The 19,017-nt window shown below is 75.4% G+C and carries 15 protein-coding genes and 1 riboswitch; of the genes, 6 read left to right on the forward strand and 9 right to left on the reverse strand.

Annotated elements, in window-relative coordinates; translation table 11 throughout:
• Positions 1-20 precede the first annotated feature (20 nt).
• On the reverse strand, positions 21-1,646 hold the full coding sequence (lnt, locus tag ACIPYS_RS17530; RefSeq protein WP_400747047.1) for an apolipoprotein N-acyltransferase: 1,626 nt from the start codon (positions 1,644-1,646) through the stop codon (positions 21-23).
• Between the two features lie 142 nt (positions 1,647-1,788).
• Positions 1,789-5,406 (reverse strand): cobaltochelatase subunit CobN, encoded by a 3,618-nt coding sequence (gene cobN / locus ACIPYS_RS17535; protein ID WP_400747049.1) that lies wholly within the window; start codon positions 5,404-5,406, stop codon positions 1,789-1,791.
• Positions 5,407-5,678: 272 nt separating this feature from the next.
• A riboswitch (cobalamin riboswitch) is annotated at positions 5,679-5,764 on the reverse strand.
• Between the two features lie 166 nt (positions 5,765-5,930).
• Between cobN and ACIPYS_RS17540 the strand changes: the two genes are divergently transcribed.
• The 3 genes from ACIPYS_RS17540 to ACIPYS_RS17550 are packed head-to-tail and all read left to right on the forward strand — an operon-like array spanning position 5,931 to position 9,366.
• Complete coding sequence (locus tag ACIPYS_RS17540; RefSeq protein WP_400747051.1) at positions 5,931-7,202, forward strand: hypothetical protein; 1,272 nt, start codon at positions 5,931-5,933, stop codon at positions 7,200-7,202.
• On the forward strand, positions 7,199-7,825 hold the full coding sequence (locus tag ACIPYS_RS17545; protein WP_093859492.1) for a precorrin-8X methylmutase: 627 nt from the start codon (positions 7,199-7,201) through the stop codon (positions 7,823-7,825). The genes ACIPYS_RS17540 and ACIPYS_RS17545 overlap by 4 nt, the downstream gene beginning before the upstream one ends.
• Positions 7,822-9,366: a precorrin-2 C(20)-methyltransferase gene (locus ACIPYS_RS17550; RefSeq protein ID WP_400747054.1), complete on the forward strand. Its 1,545-nt coding sequence runs from the start codon at positions 7,822-7,824 to the stop codon at positions 9,364-9,366. The genes ACIPYS_RS17545 and ACIPYS_RS17550 overlap by 4 nt, the downstream gene beginning before the upstream one ends.
• 49 nt (positions 9,367-9,415) lie before the next feature.
• Here the strand turns inward: ACIPYS_RS17550 and ACIPYS_RS17555 are convergent, their stop codons facing one another.
• Positions 9,416-9,841 (reverse strand): cytotoxic translational repressor of toxin-antitoxin stability system, encoded by a 426-nt coding sequence (locus tag ACIPYS_RS17555; protein WP_400747056.1) that lies wholly within the window; start codon positions 9,839-9,841, stop codon positions 9,416-9,418.
• Entirely contained in the window at positions 9,838-10,254 is a 417-nt protein-coding gene (locus tag ACIPYS_RS17560) for a prevent-host-death protein (protein ID WP_400747058.1), read from the reverse strand. Before ACIPYS_RS17560 ends, ACIPYS_RS17555 begins: the two co-directional genes overlap by 4 nt.
• 360 nt (positions 10,255-10,614) lie before the next feature.
• Between ACIPYS_RS17560 and ACIPYS_RS17565 the strand changes: the two genes are divergently transcribed.
• A complete protein-coding gene (locus tag ACIPYS_RS17565; RefSeq protein WP_093859490.1) occupies positions 10,615-12,144 on the forward strand; it encodes a UDP-N-acetylglucosamine 1-carboxyvinyltransferase in 1,530 nt (509 codons plus the stop codon).
• Positions 12,145-12,252: 108 nt separating this feature from the next.
• On the opposite strand, the gene ACIPYS_RS17570 is transcribed toward ACIPYS_RS17565, so the two are convergent.
• The 4 genes from ACIPYS_RS17570 to cbiE are packed head-to-tail and all read right to left on the reverse strand — an operon-like array spanning position 12,253 to position 15,626.
• Positions 12,253-12,780, reverse strand: coding sequence for a DinB family protein (locus ACIPYS_RS17570; RefSeq protein WP_093859489.1), 528 nt, complete (start codon positions 12,778-12,780; stop codon positions 12,253-12,255).
• Positions 12,781-12,820: 40 nt separating this feature from the next.
• Entirely contained in the window at positions 12,821-13,615 is a 795-nt protein-coding gene (locus ACIPYS_RS17575; RefSeq protein ID WP_400747061.1) for a cobalt-precorrin-6A reductase, read from the reverse strand.
• Entirely contained in the window at positions 13,615-14,376 is a 762-nt protein-coding gene (cobM, locus tag ACIPYS_RS17580; protein WP_400747063.1) for a precorrin-4 C(11)-methyltransferase, read from the reverse strand. The genes ACIPYS_RS17575 and cobM overlap by 1 nt, the downstream gene beginning before the upstream one ends.
• Positions 14,373-15,626 carry a precorrin-6y C5,15-methyltransferase (decarboxylating) subunit CbiE gene (gene cbiE, locus ACIPYS_RS17585; RefSeq protein ID WP_093859486.1) on the reverse strand — a complete coding sequence of 418 codons (1,254 nt, stop codon included), beginning with the start codon at positions 15,624-15,626 and terminating at the stop codon, positions 14,373-14,375. The genes cobM and cbiE overlap by 4 nt, the downstream gene beginning before the upstream one ends.
• Positions 15,627-15,833: 207 nt before the next feature.
• Here cbiE and ACIPYS_RS17590 point away from each other — a divergent pair, with 207 nt between their 5' ends.
• On the forward strand, positions 15,834-17,294 hold the full coding sequence (locus ACIPYS_RS17590; protein ID WP_400747065.1) for a catalase: 1,461 nt from the start codon (positions 15,834-15,836) through the stop codon (positions 17,292-17,294).
• A 35-nt stretch (positions 17,295-17,329) separates the two neighbouring features.
• On the opposite strand, the gene ACIPYS_RS17595 is transcribed toward ACIPYS_RS17590, so the two are convergent.
• Positions 17,330-17,749, reverse strand: a complete 420-nt coding sequence (locus ACIPYS_RS17595; RefSeq protein WP_093859484.1) for a gamma-glutamylcyclotransferase family protein — start codon at positions 17,747-17,749, stop codon at positions 17,330-17,332.
• Positions 17,750-17,931: 182 nt separating this feature from the next.
• Here ACIPYS_RS17595 and ACIPYS_RS17600 point away from each other — a divergent pair, with 182 nt between their 5' ends.
• On the forward strand, positions 17,932-19,017 hold the full coding sequence (locus tag ACIPYS_RS17600; protein WP_400747068.1) for an EamA family transporter: 1,086 nt from the start codon (positions 17,932-17,934) through the stop codon (positions 19,015-19,017).

A 19,017-nucleotide genomic window follows, 5' to 3' on the forward strand; every position in this document is an offset into this window, starting at 1 on the left:
CGGGGCGCGGTGTCCGGCGATCACCCCTGGGCCGGACCGGCCCCGCGCCGCTCCCGGCGCCGCCCGGCCGCCGCGACCGCGGCCGCCCCCGCCGTGACCAGCACGGCCGTCAGCGGGACGACGTCGCCCACCCGGTCGTACCAGGTGGCCGCGTCCGGCGCCGTCAGCGGCAGCCGCACCACCAGCGCGCCCGTGCCGTCGGTGCCCAGCCGCGCCAGCTCGCGGCCCTGCGCGTCGAAGGCCGCCGACACCCCGGTGAGCGAGGCCTGGACGACCGGCCGACCGGTCTCGGCGGCCCGGATCGCGGCCAGCGAGACGTGTTGTTCGGGCGCCCAACTGCGCTGGAAGGTCGAGGTCGACGACTGGTAGACGAGGACCCTGGCCCCCGCCCGGGCGGCCGTCCGCGCCATGTCGGGGAACGCCGACTCGAAGCAGATCAGGGTGCCCACCGGCAGCGGGCGGCCGGACCGGTCCACGGCCGGCAACAGGTGCTGGCCGGTGCCGGGGGCCCGGTTCTCGCCCGCCGCCCGGCTGACCCCGGCCACCCAGCCGAGCACCGGCCGCAGCGGGATGTACTCGCCGAACGGCACCAGCCGGATCTTCCGGTAGCGGTCGACCACGCCGTCCGGGGACACCAGGACGGCGTCCTTGGAGATCCGCCCGTCCGACTTCCGGGCGTCCTCGCCGGCCAGCAGCTCGGCCCCGGTGGCGGCGGACAGCGCGCGCAGCCGGGCCAGCGTCGCCGGATCGCGGTCGAGGTCGGCGGTGGTGCTGGACTCGCCCCACACCACCAGGTCCACCGGGGGCCGCCCGACCAGCGCGGCGGTGGCCCGGGCACTCGCCTCGAAGCGGGCGCCCGGCTCGTCCACGATCCCCGGCTGCACCAGGGCGATCCGCACCTCGGCCGGCCCGGCACCGCCCGCCGCGGGCGCGGCCGGCGGCGCCGGGCGGAGCGCGAACAGCAGCGGCCCGGCCGCCAGCACCGCCGCCGCGAACACCGCCGCCGCCGCCCTGGGCCGCGGGTCGACGGCGGTGAGCGCCACCGCCACGGCGGTGTTGACCGCCACCACCGCAGCGCTGACCAGCCAGATCCCACCCGCCGAGGCCAGTGCCAGGACGGCGGGGTGCTGCCACTGGGTGGCACCGAGCAGCGCCCACGGACCGCCCAGCGCGTGCCAGGAGCGCGCGTACTCGGTGGTCAGCCAGACCGCCGCGACCACCACCGGCGCGAGCAGTGCCCGCCCGACCGTCAGCGTCGGCCGCAGCAGCCGCCACACCGCGACGCCCACCCCGGCCTGGAGCGCCCCGAACACCACCGCGAGCAGCGGCAGTCCGGGGCCGATGGACCGGGTCAGCCAGGACATCCCGGTCAGGATGAACCCGGCGCCGAACCACCAGCCGCGCACCGCCGCCTCACGGGCGCCCGGGGCCGCCCGCATCAGCAGCAGGCCGGGGACCAGCGCGACCCAGGCCAGCGCCGCCACCCCGGGGGCCGGGAAGGCGAGCACGGGCAGCGCCCCGGCGGCCAGTGCCGCCAGCCGGGGCCGGTACCGGGCGAGCGACCGGCCGGGGCGGGCGACGGCGGCCGCAGGGGCGGCGGGGCCGGGGGGACCGGCGGGGCCGGTGAGCAGGGGAGGGCGCGGCATGCCCCGTATTGTCCGCTTGGCGCGGCCCCGTCACCAGCCCCGTGATCACTCGAACGGAGTACCGGTCGAGGGTGGGGCGGCCTTCGCGGGTGCGTGCTGCGGCCGTCGCGGGAAGGCGCGGCGGCCTTCCCGCGAGCGCGGGTCAGCCGTCCTCGCCCTCCAGGTCCCCCTCGGTCTCCAGGAACGCGGCCCGGAGCTGCTCGATCAGCGCCGGGTCCGGCTGCTCCCACAGCCCGCGGCTCGCCGCCTCCAGCAGCCGCTCGCTGATCCCGTGCAGCGCCCACGGGTTGGCGCCGGCCAGGAACTCCCGGTTGACCGGGTCCAGCACGTACTCCTGGGTGAGCTTCTCGTACATCCAGTCCGCCACCACGCCGGTGGTGGCGTCGTACCCGAAGAGGTAGTCGACCGTGGCGGCCATCTCGAAGGCGCCCTTGTAGCCGTGCCGCCGCATCGCCTCGATCCAGCGCGGGTTGACCACCCGGGCACGGAAGACCCGGGCCGCCTCCTCGGTCAGGGTGCGGGTGCGGACGGTCTCCGGGCGGGTCGAGTCGCCGATGTAGGCGGTCGGCGCCTTGCCGGTGAGCGCGCGCACGGTGGCCACCATGCCGCCGTGGTACTGGAAGTAGTCGTCCGAGTCGGCGATGTCGTGCTCGCGGGTGTCGGTGTTCTTCGCGGCGACGGTGATCCGCTTGTAGGCGGTCTCCATCTCCTCGCGGGCCGGACGCCCGTCCAACCCGCGACCGTACGCGTAGCCGCCCCAGACGGTGTACACCTCGGCGAGGTCGGCGTCGGTGCGCCAGTCCCGGCTGTCGATCAGCTGGAGCAGTCCGGCGCCGTAGGTGCCGGGGCGGGAGCCGAAGACCCGGGTGGTGGCCTTGCGCTCGTCGCCGTGCACCGCCAGGTCCGCCTGGACGTGGGCGCGGACGAAGTTGTCCGCCTCCGCCTCCTCCTGGGCGGCGGCCAGCCGGACCGCGTCGTCCAGCAGCGCCACCACGTGCGGGAAGGCGTCCCGGAAGAAGCCCGAGATCCGCAGCGTGACGTCGATGCGCGGGCGGCCCAGCTCCGCCAGCGGGATCGCCTCCAGGCCGGTGACCCGGCGCGAGGCGTCGTCCCAGACCGGGCGGACGCCGAGCAGGGCGAAGGCCTCGGCGATGTCGTCGCCGGCGGTGCGCATCGCGCTGGTGCCCCACAGCGACAGGCCCACCGAGGACGGGTGGGTGCCCTCGTTGTCGGCCCGGTAGCGGTCGATCAGCGAGGCGGCGAGCGCCTGGCCGGTCTCCCAGGCGAGCTTGCTGGGCACGGCCTTGGGGTCGACGGAGTAGAAGTTGCGGCCGGTCGGCAGCACGTTGACCAGTCCGCGCAGCGGCGAGCCGGACGGGCCGGCCGGGACGAAGCCGCCCCGGAGCGCGTGCAGCACGGCGTCCAGCTCGTCGGTGGTCGCGGCGAGCCGGGGCACCACCTGGGTGGCGGCGAAGGCGAGCACCTCGTGCACGGCCTCCGGCAGCCCGGCGGCGACCTTCTCCACCGCCTCGGGCGCCCAGTCGGCCGCCTCCATGGCCTCGACCAGGGCCCGGGCCTGCGCCTCGGCCGCGTCGGTGGCGCCGAGGGTGGGCGCGGCCTCGTCCAGGCCGAGCGCCTCGCGCAGGCCGGGCAGGGCGCTGACGCCGCCCCAGATCTGCCGGGCGCGCAGGATGGCGAGCACGATGTTGACCCGGTCGGTGCCGGCCGGGGCCTGGCCGAGCACGTGCAGGCCGTCGCGGATCTGGGCGTCCTTGATCTCGCACAGCCAGCCGTCGACGTGCAGCAGGAAGTCGTCGAAGCCGTCGTCCTCCGGGCGCTCGTCCAGGCCGAGGTCGTGGTCCAGCTTCGCGGCCTGGATCAGGGTCCAGATCTGGGCGCGGATCGCGGGCAGCTTGGCCGGGTCCATCGCGGCGATGTTGGAGTGCTCGTCGAGCAGCTGCTCCAGGCGGGCGATGTCGCCGTAGGAGTCGGCGCGGGCCATCGGCGGGACCAGATGGTCGACCAGGGTGGCGTGGGCGCGGCGCTTGGCCTGGGTGCCCTCGCCCGGGTCGTTGACCAGGAACGGGTAGACCAGCGGCAGGTCCCCGAGGACGGCGTCCGGGCCGCACTCGGCGGACAGCGCGGCGGTCTTGCCGGGCAGCCACTCCAGGTTGCCGTGCTTGCCGAGGTGGACGACGGCGTGGGCGCCGAAGCCCCCGTCGGACTGCGCCGCGGCGATCCAGCGGTAGGCGGCCAGGTAGTGGTGGGACGGCGGGAGGTCCGGGTCGTGGTAGATCGCGACCGGGTTCTCGCCGAAGCCGCGCGGCGGCTGGATGAGCACCAGCAGGTTCCCGGAGCGGATCCCGGCCAGCACGATGTCGCCGTCGGGGTTCTGCGAGCGGTCGACGTACAGCTCGCCGGGGGCCGGGCCCCAGTGCTCCTCGACCTGCTCGCGCAGGCCCTCGGGCAGGGTCGCGTACCAGCGGCGGTAGTCGGCGGCCGGGATGCGCACCGGGTTGCGGGCGAGCTGGTCCTCGGTGAGCCAGTCCTGGTCGTAGCCGCCGGCCGCGATCAGCGCGTGGATGAGGGCGTCGCCCTCGTGGCCGTCGTCGGTGTCGTCGGTGTCCAGACCCGGTACGTCGGTGCCGATGTCCATGCCCTCCGCGCGCAGCCGCTCCAGCAGGCGCATCGCGCTGGCCGGGGTGTCCAGGCCGACGGCGTTGCCGACCCGGGCGTGCTTGGTCGGGTAGGCGGACAGCACCAGCGCGAGCCGTCGCTCGGCGGCCGGGACGTGCCGCAGCCGGGCGTGGGCGACGGCGATGCCGGCGACCCGGGCCGAGCGCTCCTCGTCGGCGGCGTAGACGGTGAGGCCGTCCTCGTCCAGCTCCTTGAAGGAGAACGGGACGGTGATCAGCCGGCCGTCGAACTCCGGCACGGCGATCTGGGTGGCGGTGTCCAGCGGGGACAGGCCGTCGTCGCTCTCCTCCCAGCGGGCGCGCGACCAGGTCAGGCAGAGCGCCTGGAGGATCGGCCGGTCCAGGGCGGCGAGCGCGCCCGCGTCCCAGGCCTCCTCGTCGCCGCCGGCCTGCGCGTCGGCCGGGCGGGTGCCGCCGGCGGCGAGCACGGTGGTGACGAGGGCGTCCGCCTCGCCGAGGGCCGCCAGCAGCTCCGGCTCGGCGCCGCGCAGCGAGGCGCAGTAGTAGGCGCGGGCCCGGGCGCCCTGGTCCTCGATCGCGCGGCAGAGGGTCTCGACGAAGGCGGTGTTGCCGCTCATGTGGTGGGCGCGGTAGTAGAGCACCGCGACGGTCGGGCCCTCGGTGGTGCGGGCGGTGCGCTCCAGCGGGCCCCAGGCCGGGGCGGAGGCGGGCGGGGCGAAGCCGTGGCCGGTGAGCAGCACGGTGTCGGAGAGGAAGGCGCCGAGCTCGGCCAGGTTGGTCGCGCCGCCGTGGGCCAGGTAGGCGTGCGCCTCGGCGGCGATGCCGGCCGGGACGGTGGACAGCTCCATCAGCTGGGCGTCGGGGGCCTGTTCGCCGGTCAGCACGATCACCGGACGGGGGCCGGCCAGCAGCGCGTCCAGGCCCTCCTGCCAGGCGCGGCGGCCGCCGAGCAGGCGGACCACGACGAGTTCGGTGCCCTCCAGCAGGTCGGGCAGCTCCTCGGCGGTGAGCCGGGCCGGGTTGCCGAGCCGGTAGCGGACCGGACCCTCGGACGCGCGGGCGCTGAGCAGGTCGGTGTCGGACGTCGACAGCAGCAGAATCATGCGAAGGCCCTCCCGGCCTCGGAACCGCCCCGAGCCGAAGGGCGCGCCGGCGTTGAAAGCGATGAGTGACAAGCGAATGACGAAGGAAGGAGCGCCGGAGCGAAGAGCGTCAACGGCGGGTCCGAGCGCCCGGAGGCGAGTGGGCGAGCCTCGGCGGGCAAGGTCAACAGCATGGGCATCGCCATGGAGCACCACGAGGGCGCGGACATGCGGCGGCGCATGGCTTCAAGCCTTCCTCGGGGTCCGCGCCCCGGGCCGGTGGAGGACGGCAGGAGTTCCTGGCTCCCGCGCTTCCCCGGAGGCCCGGTGAAGCGCGGTCACAGTGGCGGGACCGCACCGGGTTCGCACCGGTTTCCTCCCCTGCGCCGTCGCTGGCGTGCGGACGGTCCGCGGGGACCGTCCGCGAGCATCGTACGGGGTGAGGCTGACCTGGGGGAGTGCAGGTTCCGGCCGGTGCGCACGGGCTCGGAGGTGTGATCGACGGTACGGCGGCAACCCGTCGGATCCTCGGTATGCTCGCCGCCATGCCTCCCGAACCCGACGCCGTCGTGGCGGGCGCCGCCGTGCCCGACCGGGCGCGTTCGGACGCCTGCCCCGGGGCCCTTCGTCTGCATACCGCCGACGACGGGGCCCTGGCGCGGGTCCGGCTGCCCGGGGGGGTGCTGACGGCCCGTCAGGCACTGGCGCTGGCCGAGGCGGCGGAGGCGCTCGGCGACGGCCGGCCGGAGATCACCTCGCGCGGCAACGTCCAGCTGCGCGGCCTGGCTTCGGACTGCGGCGGCGAACTCGCCGAGCGGCTGCGGGCCGCCGGCCTGCTGCCCTCCGACACCCATGAACGGGTCCGCAACATCGTCGCCTCGCCCGGCCCCGGCCCCGGTCCCGCCGAGGGCTCCGCCGACGTACGGGCCTGGGCGCGCGCCCTCGACGCGGCCCTGTGCGCGAGCCCCTGGGCGACCGGCCTGTCCGGAAAGTTCCTGTTCGCCCTGGACGACGGCCGAGGGGACGTCGCCGCGCTGGACGCCGATGTGACATTGATCGCAGGTCCGGCCGGCACCGCCCTGCTGCGCCTCGGCCGGGCCGCCACCGCGCGGCCGGTGCCGGCCGGGCGGGCGGTCGAGGCGGCACTGGACGCGGCCCGGGAGTTCCTGGACGCGCAGCGCGCCGCCGGACTGCGGGCCTGGCACCTGCGCGAACTGCCCGATCTGCTGCCGCCCGGCCCGGTGCCGCTGCCGCCGTCGGCCGGGCCCCGCCTGCCGCTCGGAGCCCTGCCGGGGGGCGGGCTGCACGTGGGTCCGCGCTTCGGCGCGGCCACGGCCGGGCAGTGGCGGGCGCTGGTGGACGCCGCCGAGGGTGAGCTGCGGCTGACCCCGTGGCGCGGCGCGGTGCTGCCCGGCGCCCCGGCCGACCGGCTCCCCGCGCTCGCGGCGGCGGGCTTCCGGACGGCGGCCGGGACGGCCTGGGACGGCGCGAGCGCCTGCACCGGGCTGCCGGGCTGCGCGAAGTCGCGGTCCGACGTCCGGGCCGACGCGGCGCGGGCGCTCGACGGGAGCACGGACCTGGGCGCCGGCCCGCAGCCGGGCGCCGCCCTGCTGCCGGTGCACTGGTCTGGCTGCGAACGCCGCTGCGGCCACCCCGCCGGACGGCGGGTGGACGTGCTGGCGACCGGGGAGGGCTACCGGGTGGCGGTGACCGGCGGTCCGCAGGGGCGGGACGCCGTCCAGGGGCGGGACACCGCCGTGGAAGTGACGAACGAGCAGATGGCCGCGGCGGTCGCCGCGGCCCGGAGGACCACGTGATCGAGTACGAGAAGGACGGCGCGTCCATCTACCGCCAGTCCTTTGCCACCATCCGGGCCGAGGCCGACCTGGCCGGACTGCCCGCGGACGTCGCCCGGGTCGCGGTGCGGATGATCCACGCCTGCGGCATGGTCGACCTGGTCGAGGACCTGGTGTACTCGCCCGGCGCGGTCGCCTCCGCTCGTGCCGCCCTGCTGGCCGGGGCACCGATCCTGTGCGACGTGAACATGGTCGCCAGCGGTGTCACGCGCAAGCGGCTGCCGGCCGACAACGAGGTGATCTGCACCCTCACCGACCCGTCGGTGCCGGAGCTGGCCCGGGCGATGGGCAACACCCGCAGCGCCGCCGCGATGGAGCTGTGGCTGCCCCGGCTGGAGGGTGCGGTGGTCGCCGTCGGCAACGCGCCGACCTCGCTGTTCCGCCTGCTGGAGCTGATCGAGGCCGGCGCCCCGCGCCCGGCCGCCGTGATCGGCGTACCGGTCGGCTTCATCGGCGCGGCCGAGTCCAAGGAGGCCCTGGCGGCGCACCCGGCCGGTCTGGAGCACCTGGTGGTGCGCGGGCGGCGCGGCGGCAGCGCGATGGCCGCCGCGGCGATCAACGCGATTGCGAGCGAAGAAGAGTGACGGACCATCAGGAAGTTCCCGAGCGGCACGTCGACCGGCGGGACGTCGGCCGGCTCTACGGTGTCGGCCTCGGCCCCGGCGACCCGTCGCTGGTGACCGTCCGCGCCGCCGAACTCATCGGCAAGGCGGACGTGGTGGCGTACCACAGCGCGCGCCACGGCCGGTCGATCGCCCGCTCGATCGCCGAGCGGTACCTGACGGGCGGTCAGATCGAGGAGAAGCTGGTCTACCCGATCACGGTCGAGACCACCGACCACCCCGGCGGCTACCGGGGCGCGCTGGACGACTTCTACCAGGAGGCCGCCGAGCGCCTGGCCGCCCACCTGGACGCCGGCCGCGACGTGGTGGTGCTCGCCGAGGGGGACCCGTTCTTCTACGGCTCCTACCAGCACATGCACAAGCGCCTCGCGCACCGCTACCCGACCGAGGTGGTGCCCGGCGTGACCTCGGTCAGCGCCGCCGCGGCCCGGCTGGGCCAGCCGCTCACCGAGGCCGAGGAGACGCTCACCGTCATCCCCGGCACGCTGCCCGAGGAGGAGCTGACCGCGCGCCTGGCCGCCGCCGACTCCGCCGTCGTCATGAAGCTCGGCCGCACCTTCCCGACCGTGCGCCGCGCCCTGGAGCGGGCCGGCCGGCTGGCCGACGCCCAGTACGTCGAGCGGGCGTTCATGGACGGCGAGCGGACCGCCCCGCTGGCCTCCGTCGACCCGGACACCGTCCCCTACTTCTCGGTGGCCGTACTGCCCAGCAAGGTCGCCCCGCTGGAGGCCGCGGCCCCCGACCTGAGCGGCCCGGGCAGTGTCACCGTCGTCGGCACCGGCCCGGCCGGCCCGCTCTGGCTGACCCCCGAGGCCCGCGGCGCCCTCGCCGCCGCGACCGACCTGGTCGGCTACACCACCTACCTCGACCGGGTGCCGGAGCGGCCGGGGCAGACCCGGCACGGCTCCGACAACAAGGTGGAGTCCGAGCGCGCCGAGTTCGCCCTCGACCTGGCCCGCCGGGGCCACCGGGTCGTGGTGGTCTCCTCCGGCGACCCGGGCGTCTTCGCGATGGCCACCGCGGTGCTGGAGGTCGCCTGCGAGGAGTCCTACCGCGAGGTGCCGGTGCGGATCGTCCCCGGGATGACCGCCGCGCACGCGGCCGCCTCCCGGGCCGGTGCCCCGCTCGGCCACGACTACGCGGTGGTGTCGCTCTCCGACCGCCTCAAGCCGTGGGACGTGGTCGCGGCCCGGCTGCGCGCCGCCGCCGGGGCGGACCTCGTGCTCGCCCTCTACAACCCCGGCTCGCAGTCCCGCACCACCCAGGTCGGCCGGGCCAAGGAACTGCTGCTGGAGTACCGCGCCCCGGAGACCCCGGTGGTGATGGCCCGCGACGTCGGCGGCCCCACCGAGCGGGTCCGCACCGTCCCCCTCGGCGAACTGGACCCGGCCGAGGTCGACATGCGCACCATCCTGCTGATCGGCTCCTCCCAGACCCGGCACGTCCCCCGCGCCCCGCACCCGGACGTCACCTGGACCCCCCGCCGCTACCCGGAGGCCTGAGCGCCGCCCCGGGCCCGTCGACGGGCCCGGGGCGGCGGGGTTGCGGCCGTCATGTCCCGTCGGTCCAGTACTGCTGCAGTCTGGCCACCGCGTCCTCGCGCGACAGGGCGGCCACGGCGTCCTCGGCGAGACCGACCCGGTGGATCAGCAGGTAGACCAGATCGGCGGGGAGCGACTCCTTGGGCGGCTCGGGCTCGCCCCGGTCGGGGAGCCGGCCCAGTAGTACGCAGTCCCAGAACTCGTCCTCGACGACCTCCAGTTGATCGCGGAGGATGTGGCTCCACAGGGAGGGGCCGTAGACCGTGCGGTCCACGGGGTGCGAGATCCGGGTGCGCAGGACGCGCCCGTCGCGCAGGGTCAGTTCATAGGTGACGTGATGGGTGCCGGTCCGCCCGCGTGCGTCCCGGACCCGGTCCCAGCTCTCGGTGCGGCAGAAGCGGTCGTGGCGCTCACGGTCGGGTTGCGGTCGCGTCATCGCTCCGCTCCCACCAGCCAGGCGGCGAGCTGGTCGTCGTCGCTGAGGGACACCAGTTGGACCAACCCCCAGTGCTCCTGGTGGTTGGGTGCGGTGCGCAACCGGTCCTGCCAGTCGTCCGCGTACTCGCGCAACGCCTGCACCATCTCGGCTATGGCTTCGTCGAAGCTCGCGCCGTCGGCTGCCACCGGCAGACCGGGGATGAAGACCGACCACCCGCCGGCCTCGGGAACCACTTCGGTCTTCGACGGGCAGACCAGTGCCAGGTAGCGGCGCAGTCGTTCGACATCCACCACGGCGGCACGTCCGGAGTCGCGCCGGACGGTCGCCACCCGACCCTCCTCCGCGGCGTCGAGGAGGTCCTTCAGGTGTGCGCGCGCCTCGGTGTAGCTGTCGAAGTGGACTGCGGACATGGCTGCCTCCTCGGTGTTCCGGTCCAGCGTGCCCCCGTGCGGTGAGTACGTCAAGTACGTCGAGTACGTCGCACCGGTGTGGGGGCATTCGTACCGGCCGCAGCCGGGGCGCCGGGTGGAGCGGACGAAGCGGGCGGCGGCGTCCGCGGTGGCCGGGCGGGGAGGGGTGTCGGCGGTCGCGTGCAACCGCCGGGGCCGTGAGGGCCGTCCTCCACCGGAGAGTTCTGTCCCAGGACCGTCCCGGAACCTTCGCCGTGATGTGAAGATCTGACGCTCATACGGGGTGAGAAACGGACAAAAGTAGCGCCACGCCCGGGGTGGGTTCTGTTGCTATCTCAGCCATGAGATATCGTCTGGCGAGTGACAGGCGACTACCTCACCCGTATCGGCACCCTCATCCGTACCGCGCGTCAGCACCGCGGCTGGTCCCAGGCCCAGCTCGGCGAGGCCCTCGGCACCAGCCAGAGCGCGGTCAACCGCATCGAGCAGGGCAAGCAGAACGTCAGCCTTGAGATGATCGCCCGCATCGGCGAAGCGCTCGACAGCGAGATCGTCTCCCTCGGCTACTCCGGCCCGATGCACCTGCGGGTCGCCGGCGGCACCACCCTCTCCGGCGCGATCGACGTCCGCAGCAGCAAGAACGCCTGCGTCGCGATCCTCTGCGCCTCGCTGCTGACCACCGGCCGCACCACCCTGCGCAGCGTCGCCCGGATCGAGGAGGTCTACCGGATCCTCGAGGTGCTCAACAGCATCGGCGTCAGGAGCCGCTGGACCAACGACGGCCGCGACCTCGAACTCACCCCGCCCGCCGAGCTCGACCTGGCCGGCATGGACGTCGAGGCCGCCCGCCGCACCCGCAGCGTGCTGATGTTCCTCGGCCCGCTGATGCACCGCGCCGACACCTTCGCCATCCCCTACGCCGGCGGCTGCGACCTCGGCACCCGCACCGTGCAGCCGCACCTCACCGCGCTGCGCCGGTTCGGCCTGGAGGTCGCCACCACCGGCGGCGCCTACCACGCCTCGGTCCAGCCCGGCACGCCGATGGACCGGCCGATCGTGCTGACCGAGCGCGGGGACACCGTCACCGAGAACGCCCTGCTCGCCGCCGCCCGCCACGACGGCGTCAGCGTCATCCGCAACGCCTCGCCCAACTACATGGTCCAGGACCTCTGCTTCTTCCTGGAGAAGCTGGGCGTGCGGATCGACGGCGTCGGCACCACCACCCTCACCGTGCACGGCGTCCCCGAGATCACCTGCGACGTCGACTACACCCCGGCCGAGGACCCGGTGGAGGCGATGAGCCTGCTCGCCGCCGCCGTGGTCACCTCCTCCGAGCTGACCGTCCGCCGGGTGCCGATCGAGTTCCTGGAGATCGAGCTCGCCGTGCTGGAGGGCATGGGCCTCGACTACGACCGCACCCCGGAGTACCGCGCCCACAACGGCCGCACCCGGCTGGTCGACCTCACCGTGCGCCCCTCCAAGCTCACCGCGCCGATCGACACCATCCACCCGATGCCCTTCCCCGGCATCAACATCGACAACGTGCCGTTCTTCGCCGCCATCGCCGCGGCCGCCCACGGCACCACGATGATCCACGACTGGGTGTACGACAACCGCGCCATCTACCTCACCGAACTCACCCGCCTCGGCGCGGACATCAAGCTCCTGGACCCGCACCGGGTGCTGGTCCAGGGCCCCACCCGCTGGCGCGCCGCCGAGATGGTCTGCCCGCCCGCGCTGCGCCCCGCCGTGGTGATCCTGCTGGCGATGCTGGCCGCCAAGGGCACCTCGGTGCTCCGCAACGTCTACGTCATCAACCGGGGTTACGAGGACCTCGCCGAGCGCCTCAACTCCATCGGGGCCCAGATCGAGACCTTCCGCGACATCTGATCCGCGCCCCGGCCGCGGACCCACCGCGCCCCCGCTGCGGACCCACCGCGCAACGCCGCCGCCCGGCCCCGGAACCCCGGTGCCGGGCGGCGGCGTTCCCGGGCCCGGCTACTCGCCGGTGCGGCCGTCGAGGTGCTCGCGGAGGAGGTCGGCGTGGCCGTTGTGGCGGGCGTACTCCTCGATCATGTGGGTGAGGATCCAGCGCAGGGAGTACGAGGTCTCCTCGCCGTCGGGCGCGCGGTAGTGGCCGAGCACGTCCAGGGACGCGGCGGCGGAGACGAGTCCGCGGGCGTGCTCGCACTCGGCGCGCCAGCGGGTGAGGGCCTCCTCCGGGTCGGCCCCGTCGACCTCGAACTCGGCCTCCCGGCCGCCCCAGAAGCCGGGGTGGCCCTCGCTGTCGAGGACGTTGCGGAACCACCCGCGCTCCACCTCGGCCAGGTGGCGGGTCAGGCCGAGCAGGGAGAGCGGGGAGGGGAGCAGCGGGCGGGCGCGGAGCTGTTCGGTGCTCAGCCCGGCGCACTTCCAGGCGAAGGTGGCGCGCTGGTAGTCCAGGAAGCCGGTCAGGGTGGCGAGTTCCCCGGCGGCCAGCGGCGGTTCGGTGCGGGCGGCGTCGGCGAGTTCGTAGGCGTCGGTCATCCGGCCATCCTGGCAGCGGGGGGCGGGTCCCGCGCGGGAATTACCCGTCGGTCAGGCCCTGTTCGGCCAGGCGCTCCAGTGCCTCGGGGACGTTCGCCGCGACCGGCACCCCGGCCGGCAGCGGCGGGCGGTCCACCACGACGACGGGCAGGCCGAGTTCGCGGGCCGCGGTGAGCTTGGGGGCGGTGGCCGCGCCGCCGCTGTCCTTGGTGACCACGACGTCGATCCGGTGTTCGCGCAGCACCGCCCGCTCGCCGTCCAGGGTGAACGGGCCCCGGTCGAGCAGCACGTCGAGTGCGGCGGGCAGCGGAGGCTCGGGCGGATCGACCGAGCGGGCCACGAAGTGCAGACCGTTGAGGTGGGCGAAGGCGGCGATGCCCTGGCGGCCGCTGGTGAGCAGGACCCGCCGGCCGAGGGCGGGCAGCAGCGCGGCGGCGGCGTCCAGGGACGGGACGCGGTGCCAGTCGTCCCCCGGCACCGCCGCCCAGCCGGGACGGCGCAGCGCCAGCAGCGGGACACCGGTCGCCGCGGCGGCCGCCGCGGCGTTGCCGGACATCACCGCGGCGAACGGGTGGGTGGCGTCCACCACCGCGTCCACCCGCTCGGCCCGAAGCCAGGCGGCGAGGCCGTCGGCGCCGCCGAAGCCCCCGATCCGCACCTCGCCGGCGGGCAGCCTGGGCCGGGCCACCCGCCCGGCGAGCGAGCTGGTGACCCGGAGCCCGGTCCGGCCGTCGAGCGCGGCGGCGAGGGCGCGGGCCTCGGTGGTGCCGCCGAGGATCAGCAGGTGGCGGCGGTCGGACGGGGCCGCCAGGAGCGGTGGGGCGGGGGGTGCCATCAGGCGCCGCAGGACTTGTGCGGGCGCTCGCGGTCCGCGGAGTAGAGGTGGCTGTCGCGGAACTGCTCGGCGGCCAGGGTGCGGCCGACGATGATCACGGCGGTGCGGACCACACCGGCGGCCTTCAGCTGTCCGGCGATGTCCCCGACGGTGCCGCGCAGCACCAGCTCGTCCGGCCGGCTGGCCATCGCGACCACGGCGGCCGGGCAGTCCGCCCCGTAGTGCGGGAGCAGCTGCTCGACCACGTCGTCCACGTACCCGGCGGCCAGGTGCAGTACGAGCAGGGCGCCGCTGCGGCCGAGGGTGGCGAGGTCCTCTCCCGGCGGCATCGGGGTGGCGCGCTTGGCGATCCGGGTGAGGATCACGGTCTGGCCGACGGTCGGCACGGTCAGCTCGCGCTTCAGAGCGGCCGCCGCGGCGGCGAAGGCCGGTACGCCCGGGACCACCTCGTAGGGCACGCCGGCCGCGTCGAGGCGGCGCATCTGCTCGGCGACGGCGCTGAACACCGACGGGTCGCCGGAGTGCAGCCGGGCGACGTCCTGCCCGGCGGCGTGGGCGCGGACCATCTCCTCGACGATCACGTCCAGGGTGAGGTCGGCGGTGTCGACCAGCCGGGCGCCGGGCGGGCACTCGGCGAGCAGTTCGCGCGGCACCAGGCTGCCGGCGTAGAGGCAGACCTCGGCGCGGGCCAGGATCCGCTGGCCGCGCAGGGTGATCAGGTCGGCGGCGCCGGGGCCGGCCCCGACGAAGTGGACGGTCACGAGGCGTTCTCCCGGGAGGTGAGGGTGTCGGCGGCGGGCTTGACGGCGGACCACTGGGTGACCGGCATCGCCTGGCGCCAGCCGGTGAAGCCGCCGACCGGGACGGCGTGCGCCACGGCGAGCCGCAGCAGCTCGCCGCCGTGCCGCCGGTACCAGGTGGTGAGCAGCGCCTCCGACTCCAGGGTCACCGTGTTGGCGACCAGTCGGCCGCCGGGCGGCAGCGCGGCCCAGCAGGTGTCGAGCAGACCGGGCGCGGTGAGGCCGCCGCCGACGAACACCGCGTCCGGGGCGGGCAGTCCGGCGAGCGCGTCCGGGGCGGGGCCGGTGACCACGCGCAGCCGGGGCACGCCCAGGGCGGCGGCGTTGCGGACGATCCGCTCGGCCCGCACCGGGTCGCGTTCGACCGTGACGGCCCGGTTGTCGCGGTGGGCGCGCAGCCACTCGATCGCGATCGAGCCCGAGCCGCCGCCGACGTCCCAGAGCAGTTCGCCGGGGACGGGGGCCAGGGTGGCGAGCGTGGCGGCGCGCACGTGCCGCTTGGTCAGCTGGCCGTCGCTCTCGTACGCGTCGTCGGGCAGGCCGGGGACGACCGGGGTGCGGGGGCCGTCGGCGCCGAGTTCGACGGCGACCAGGTTGAGCGGGTCGCCGGGCGGGTGCGGCCAGCCGTCGGCGGGGCCGTCCAGCTGCCGTTCGCCGGGCCCGCCGAGCTGTTCGAGGACCCGCAGCCGGGCCGAGCCGTAGCCGTGCGCGGCGAGCAGCGCGGCGACGGCGGCGGGGGTGGCGGAACCGGCGCTGAGCACCAGCAGCCGACGGCCGGGGTTGAGGGCGAGCCGCAGCGTGTCGAGGGGCCGGCCGACCAGGCTGACCACCTCGGTGGCCTCCAGCGGCCAGCCGAGCCGGGCGCAGGCGTGGGCGACCGAGGAGGGGTGCGGCAGGATCCGCAGCCGTTCGGGGCCGACGGTCTCGGCGAGGGTGCGGCCGATGCCGAAGAACATCGGGTCGCCGCTGGCCAGCACGACCGGCCTGCGGTCCGCGTACCGGGCGAGCAGGCCGGGGACGGCCGGGCGCAGCGGGGACGGCCAGGGCACCCGTTCGGCTCCGACCTCGTCGGCGGGCAGCAGGTCCAGCTGCCGGGGGCCGCCGATCACGGCCCCGGCGGCCCGCAGGGCGGCGCGCGCGGTGGCGGCCAGTCCGGGCCAGCCGTCGGCCCCGATCCCGACGACGGTGATCGGGGGTGGCTGCTGGGACACCGGGGGGCTCCTCGGGGCGGGGTCGTCGACGCGGGGTGTGGGCAGCCTACCTGGCGGTATTCGCCCCGGGTGCGGCCAGGGTGCGGCCCCGGACGCCCGGGCATAGCGTCGTCCGGGGGCCGTGGCATGCGCCGCCCGCCCGGGGGCAGTCGAGTACGCCGGGGGGCACTCCAGCACGCAAGGCTCCAGTACGCAAGGGAGGACACCATGTCCGACTCAGCGGTCCCGCGCACGACCTCCAACGCCGGGATCCCGGTTCCGAGCGACGAGCACTCGCTCACCGTGGGACGGGACGGCCCGATCCTGCTCCACGACCACTACCTGATCGAGAAGATGGCGCAGTTCAACCGGGAGCGGGTGCCCGAACGGGTGGTGCACGCCAAGGGCGCCGGGGCCTACGGCTCCTTCGAGACGACGGAGGACGTGAGCCGCTGGACCAAGGCGCTGCTGTTCCAGCCGGGGAAGCGGACCGAGGTGCTGGCGCGGTTCTCGACGGTCGCGGGCGAGCAGGGCAGTCCGGACACCTGGCGGGACCCGCGCGGGTTCGCGCTGAAGTTCTACACCGAGGACGGCAACTACGACCTGGTCGGCAACAACACGCCGGTCTTCTTCGTCCGCGACACGATCAAGTTCCAGGACTTCATCCGCTCGCAGAAGCGCCGTACCGACAACGGCCTGCGCGACCACGACATGCAGTGGGACTTCTGGACGCTGTCGCCGGAGTCCGCCCACATGGTGACCTGGCTGATGGGGGACCGGGGCATCCCGAAGTCCTACCGGCACATGAACGGCTACGGCTCGCACACCTACCTGTGGATCAACGCGGACGGTGCGCGGTTCTGGGTGAAGTACCACTTCAGGACGGACCAGGGCGTCGACTTCCTGACCCAGGACGAGGCCGACCGGCTGGCGGGCACCGACCCCGACCTGCACCGCCAGGACCTCTGGCAGGCCGTCGACGGCGGCACCCCGCCGTCGTGGACGCTGTACGTGCAGGTCATGCCCTTCGACGAGGCGCCGGGCTACCGGTTCAACCCCTTCGACCTGACCAAGGTCTGGCCGCACGGCGACTACCCGCTGATCCCGGTCGGGAAGCTGACGCTGGACCGCAACCCCGAGGACTACTTCGTCCACATCGAACAGGCCGCCTTCGAGCCCGCCAACCTGGTGCCGGGCATCAGCGTCTCGCCGGACAAGATGCTGCTCGGCCGGATCTTCTCGTACCCCGACACCCACCGGTACCGGATCGGGCCCAACTACGCCCAGCTGCCGCCGAACCGGCCGCACGTCCCGGTGCACTCCTACGCCAAGGACGGGCCGATGCGCTTCGACCCGTCGCGGGCGGCGGCGCCCTACGCGCCCAACTCCTACGGCGGGCCGGCGGCGGACCCGAGGGCCTACGACGACCCGGCGGCGGGGTGGCAGAGCTCCGGCGGGATGGTGCGGGAGGCGTACTCGCCGCACGCCGAGGACGACGACTGGGGCCAGGCGGGCACCCTGGTGCGGCAGGTGCTGGACGACGGGCAGCGGGACCGGCTGGTCGCCAACATCGTCGGGCACCTCGGAGCCGGGGTGAGCGACCCGGTGCTCCGGCGGGCACTGGAGTACTGGCGCAACGTCGACCGGGCGCTCGGCGACCGGGTCGCCCGGGGGCTCGCCGGGGACTGAGGGTCCGGGCCGGTGCCGTCCCCGGCCGTCGGCGCTCAGCCGCGCCGCCGCCAGTCGCCGGAGGCGATCAGCGCCGGGTGCGCGCGCAGCCGGGCGCCGACGGCCGCCCCGGCCAGGTACACCCAGGCCGGGGCGGTGCCGCCGTCCTCGGTGCGGACGGTCAGCCGCTCGCGGACGTACTCGCCGCCGCCGTCCGGACGGCAGTCCTCCAGCCGGTCCAGCGCCGCGAGCGCCTCCGGGTACGCGGCGGGGCGGATCGTCACCAGCTCGCCGAGGATCCGCCGGCCGGGCTCGGCGTCCGGCACGGCGTACGGGAACCCGGGGCCGGCGTGCAGCGCCGCGCCGGGCAGGACCGCCGGCCGTACCGAGGCGCAGCGGCCGGCCAGGAACACCGCGTGGTTGCGCTCCCCGGTGAGCAGGGTGCCGTAGACGAAGAAGGGGAGGGCGGGCGGCACGGGGACTCCTCGAGGACGGGGCGGGGCGGGACCGGACGGGGCGGGACGGGGACCGCACGGCCGGGGTCGGGACGCGGACCGGTGTTCGATGGTGACCGCCTGGTGATACCCACTGGCGCGCGGGGTGGCCGATGCGGTGTCATGTCGGGTACATCTGCCAGCACCGTCCCAGGGGGACACCCATGACAGTTCCCGCCGAACGCCGGTCGGCCGGGTCCGCGGCCGCCCGCCCGGCCCTCGCCGACGCCCCCGTCGACGCCCTCGCGAAAGGCCCCGGCGGCACCGGCGGCACCGGTGGCACCGCCGAGACCGACGGGGCTCCGGCCGGGCGGCTCGGCGCCGGGGTGTGGACGGCGCTGGTGGTGGTCTACGTGGTGTGGGGCTCGACGTATCTGGCGATCCGGATCGCGGTGGAGACCATGCCGTCCTTCCTCTCCGCCGCCGCCCGCTTCCTGACCGCCGGTCTGCTGCTCGCCGGCTTCGTCGCCGTCCGCCACGGCCGGGACGGACTCCGGGTGGACCTGCGGCAGCTGGGCTCCGCGGTCCTGGTCGGACTGCTGCTGCTGACCGGCGGCAACGGACTCGTGGTGCTCGGCGAGACCTCCGTCCCGTCCGGCCTGGCCGCGCTGCTGGTCGCCGCCGTGCCGCTCTGGATGGTGCTGCTGATGGCCGCCGGGGGCGAGCGGCCCAAGCGCGCCGAACTGGCCGGAGTGCTGCTCGGACTGGTGGGCCTGGCCGTGCTCTCCGCCCCCGCGATCGGCGGGTCGGTAGCCCCCGCCGGGGTGGTGGCGATCATCTGCGCCACCCTCACCTGGGCGTTCGGCTCCTTCGCCGGCAAGCGGATCCGGATGCCTGGGAACGTCCTCGCGTCCAGCGCCTACCAGATGCTCGCCGGGGGGCTCGGCAATCTGCTGATCGGCCTGGCCCGGGGGGAGGAACGCGGTCTGCGCCCCGGCGACGTGTCCACCCGGTCCTGGCTGGCGCTGGCCTTCCTGGTGGTGTTCGGTTCGCTGGTCGCCTTCACCGCGTACGCCTGGCTGCTGCGTTCGGCCCCGCTGACGCTGGTGGCCACCTACGCGTACGTGAATCCGGTGGTGGCCGTGCTCCTGGGGTGGCTGGTGCTGGCCGAGCCGCTGACCGGCCCCACCCTGGTGGGCGGGGCCGTCGTGGTCGCCGGCGTGTGTCTGGTGGTGAGCGGCAGCCGGGGGTCGGGACGGCCCTCGGCCCGGCGGTCCACCCGGAAGGCCGCCCGGGACGTGGTCCGGTAG

This window comes from Kitasatospora sp. NPDC089913, from assembly GCF_044748625.1.
Classification (GTDB): domain Bacteria; phylum Actinomycetota; class Actinomycetes; order Streptomycetales; family Streptomycetaceae; genus Kitasatospora.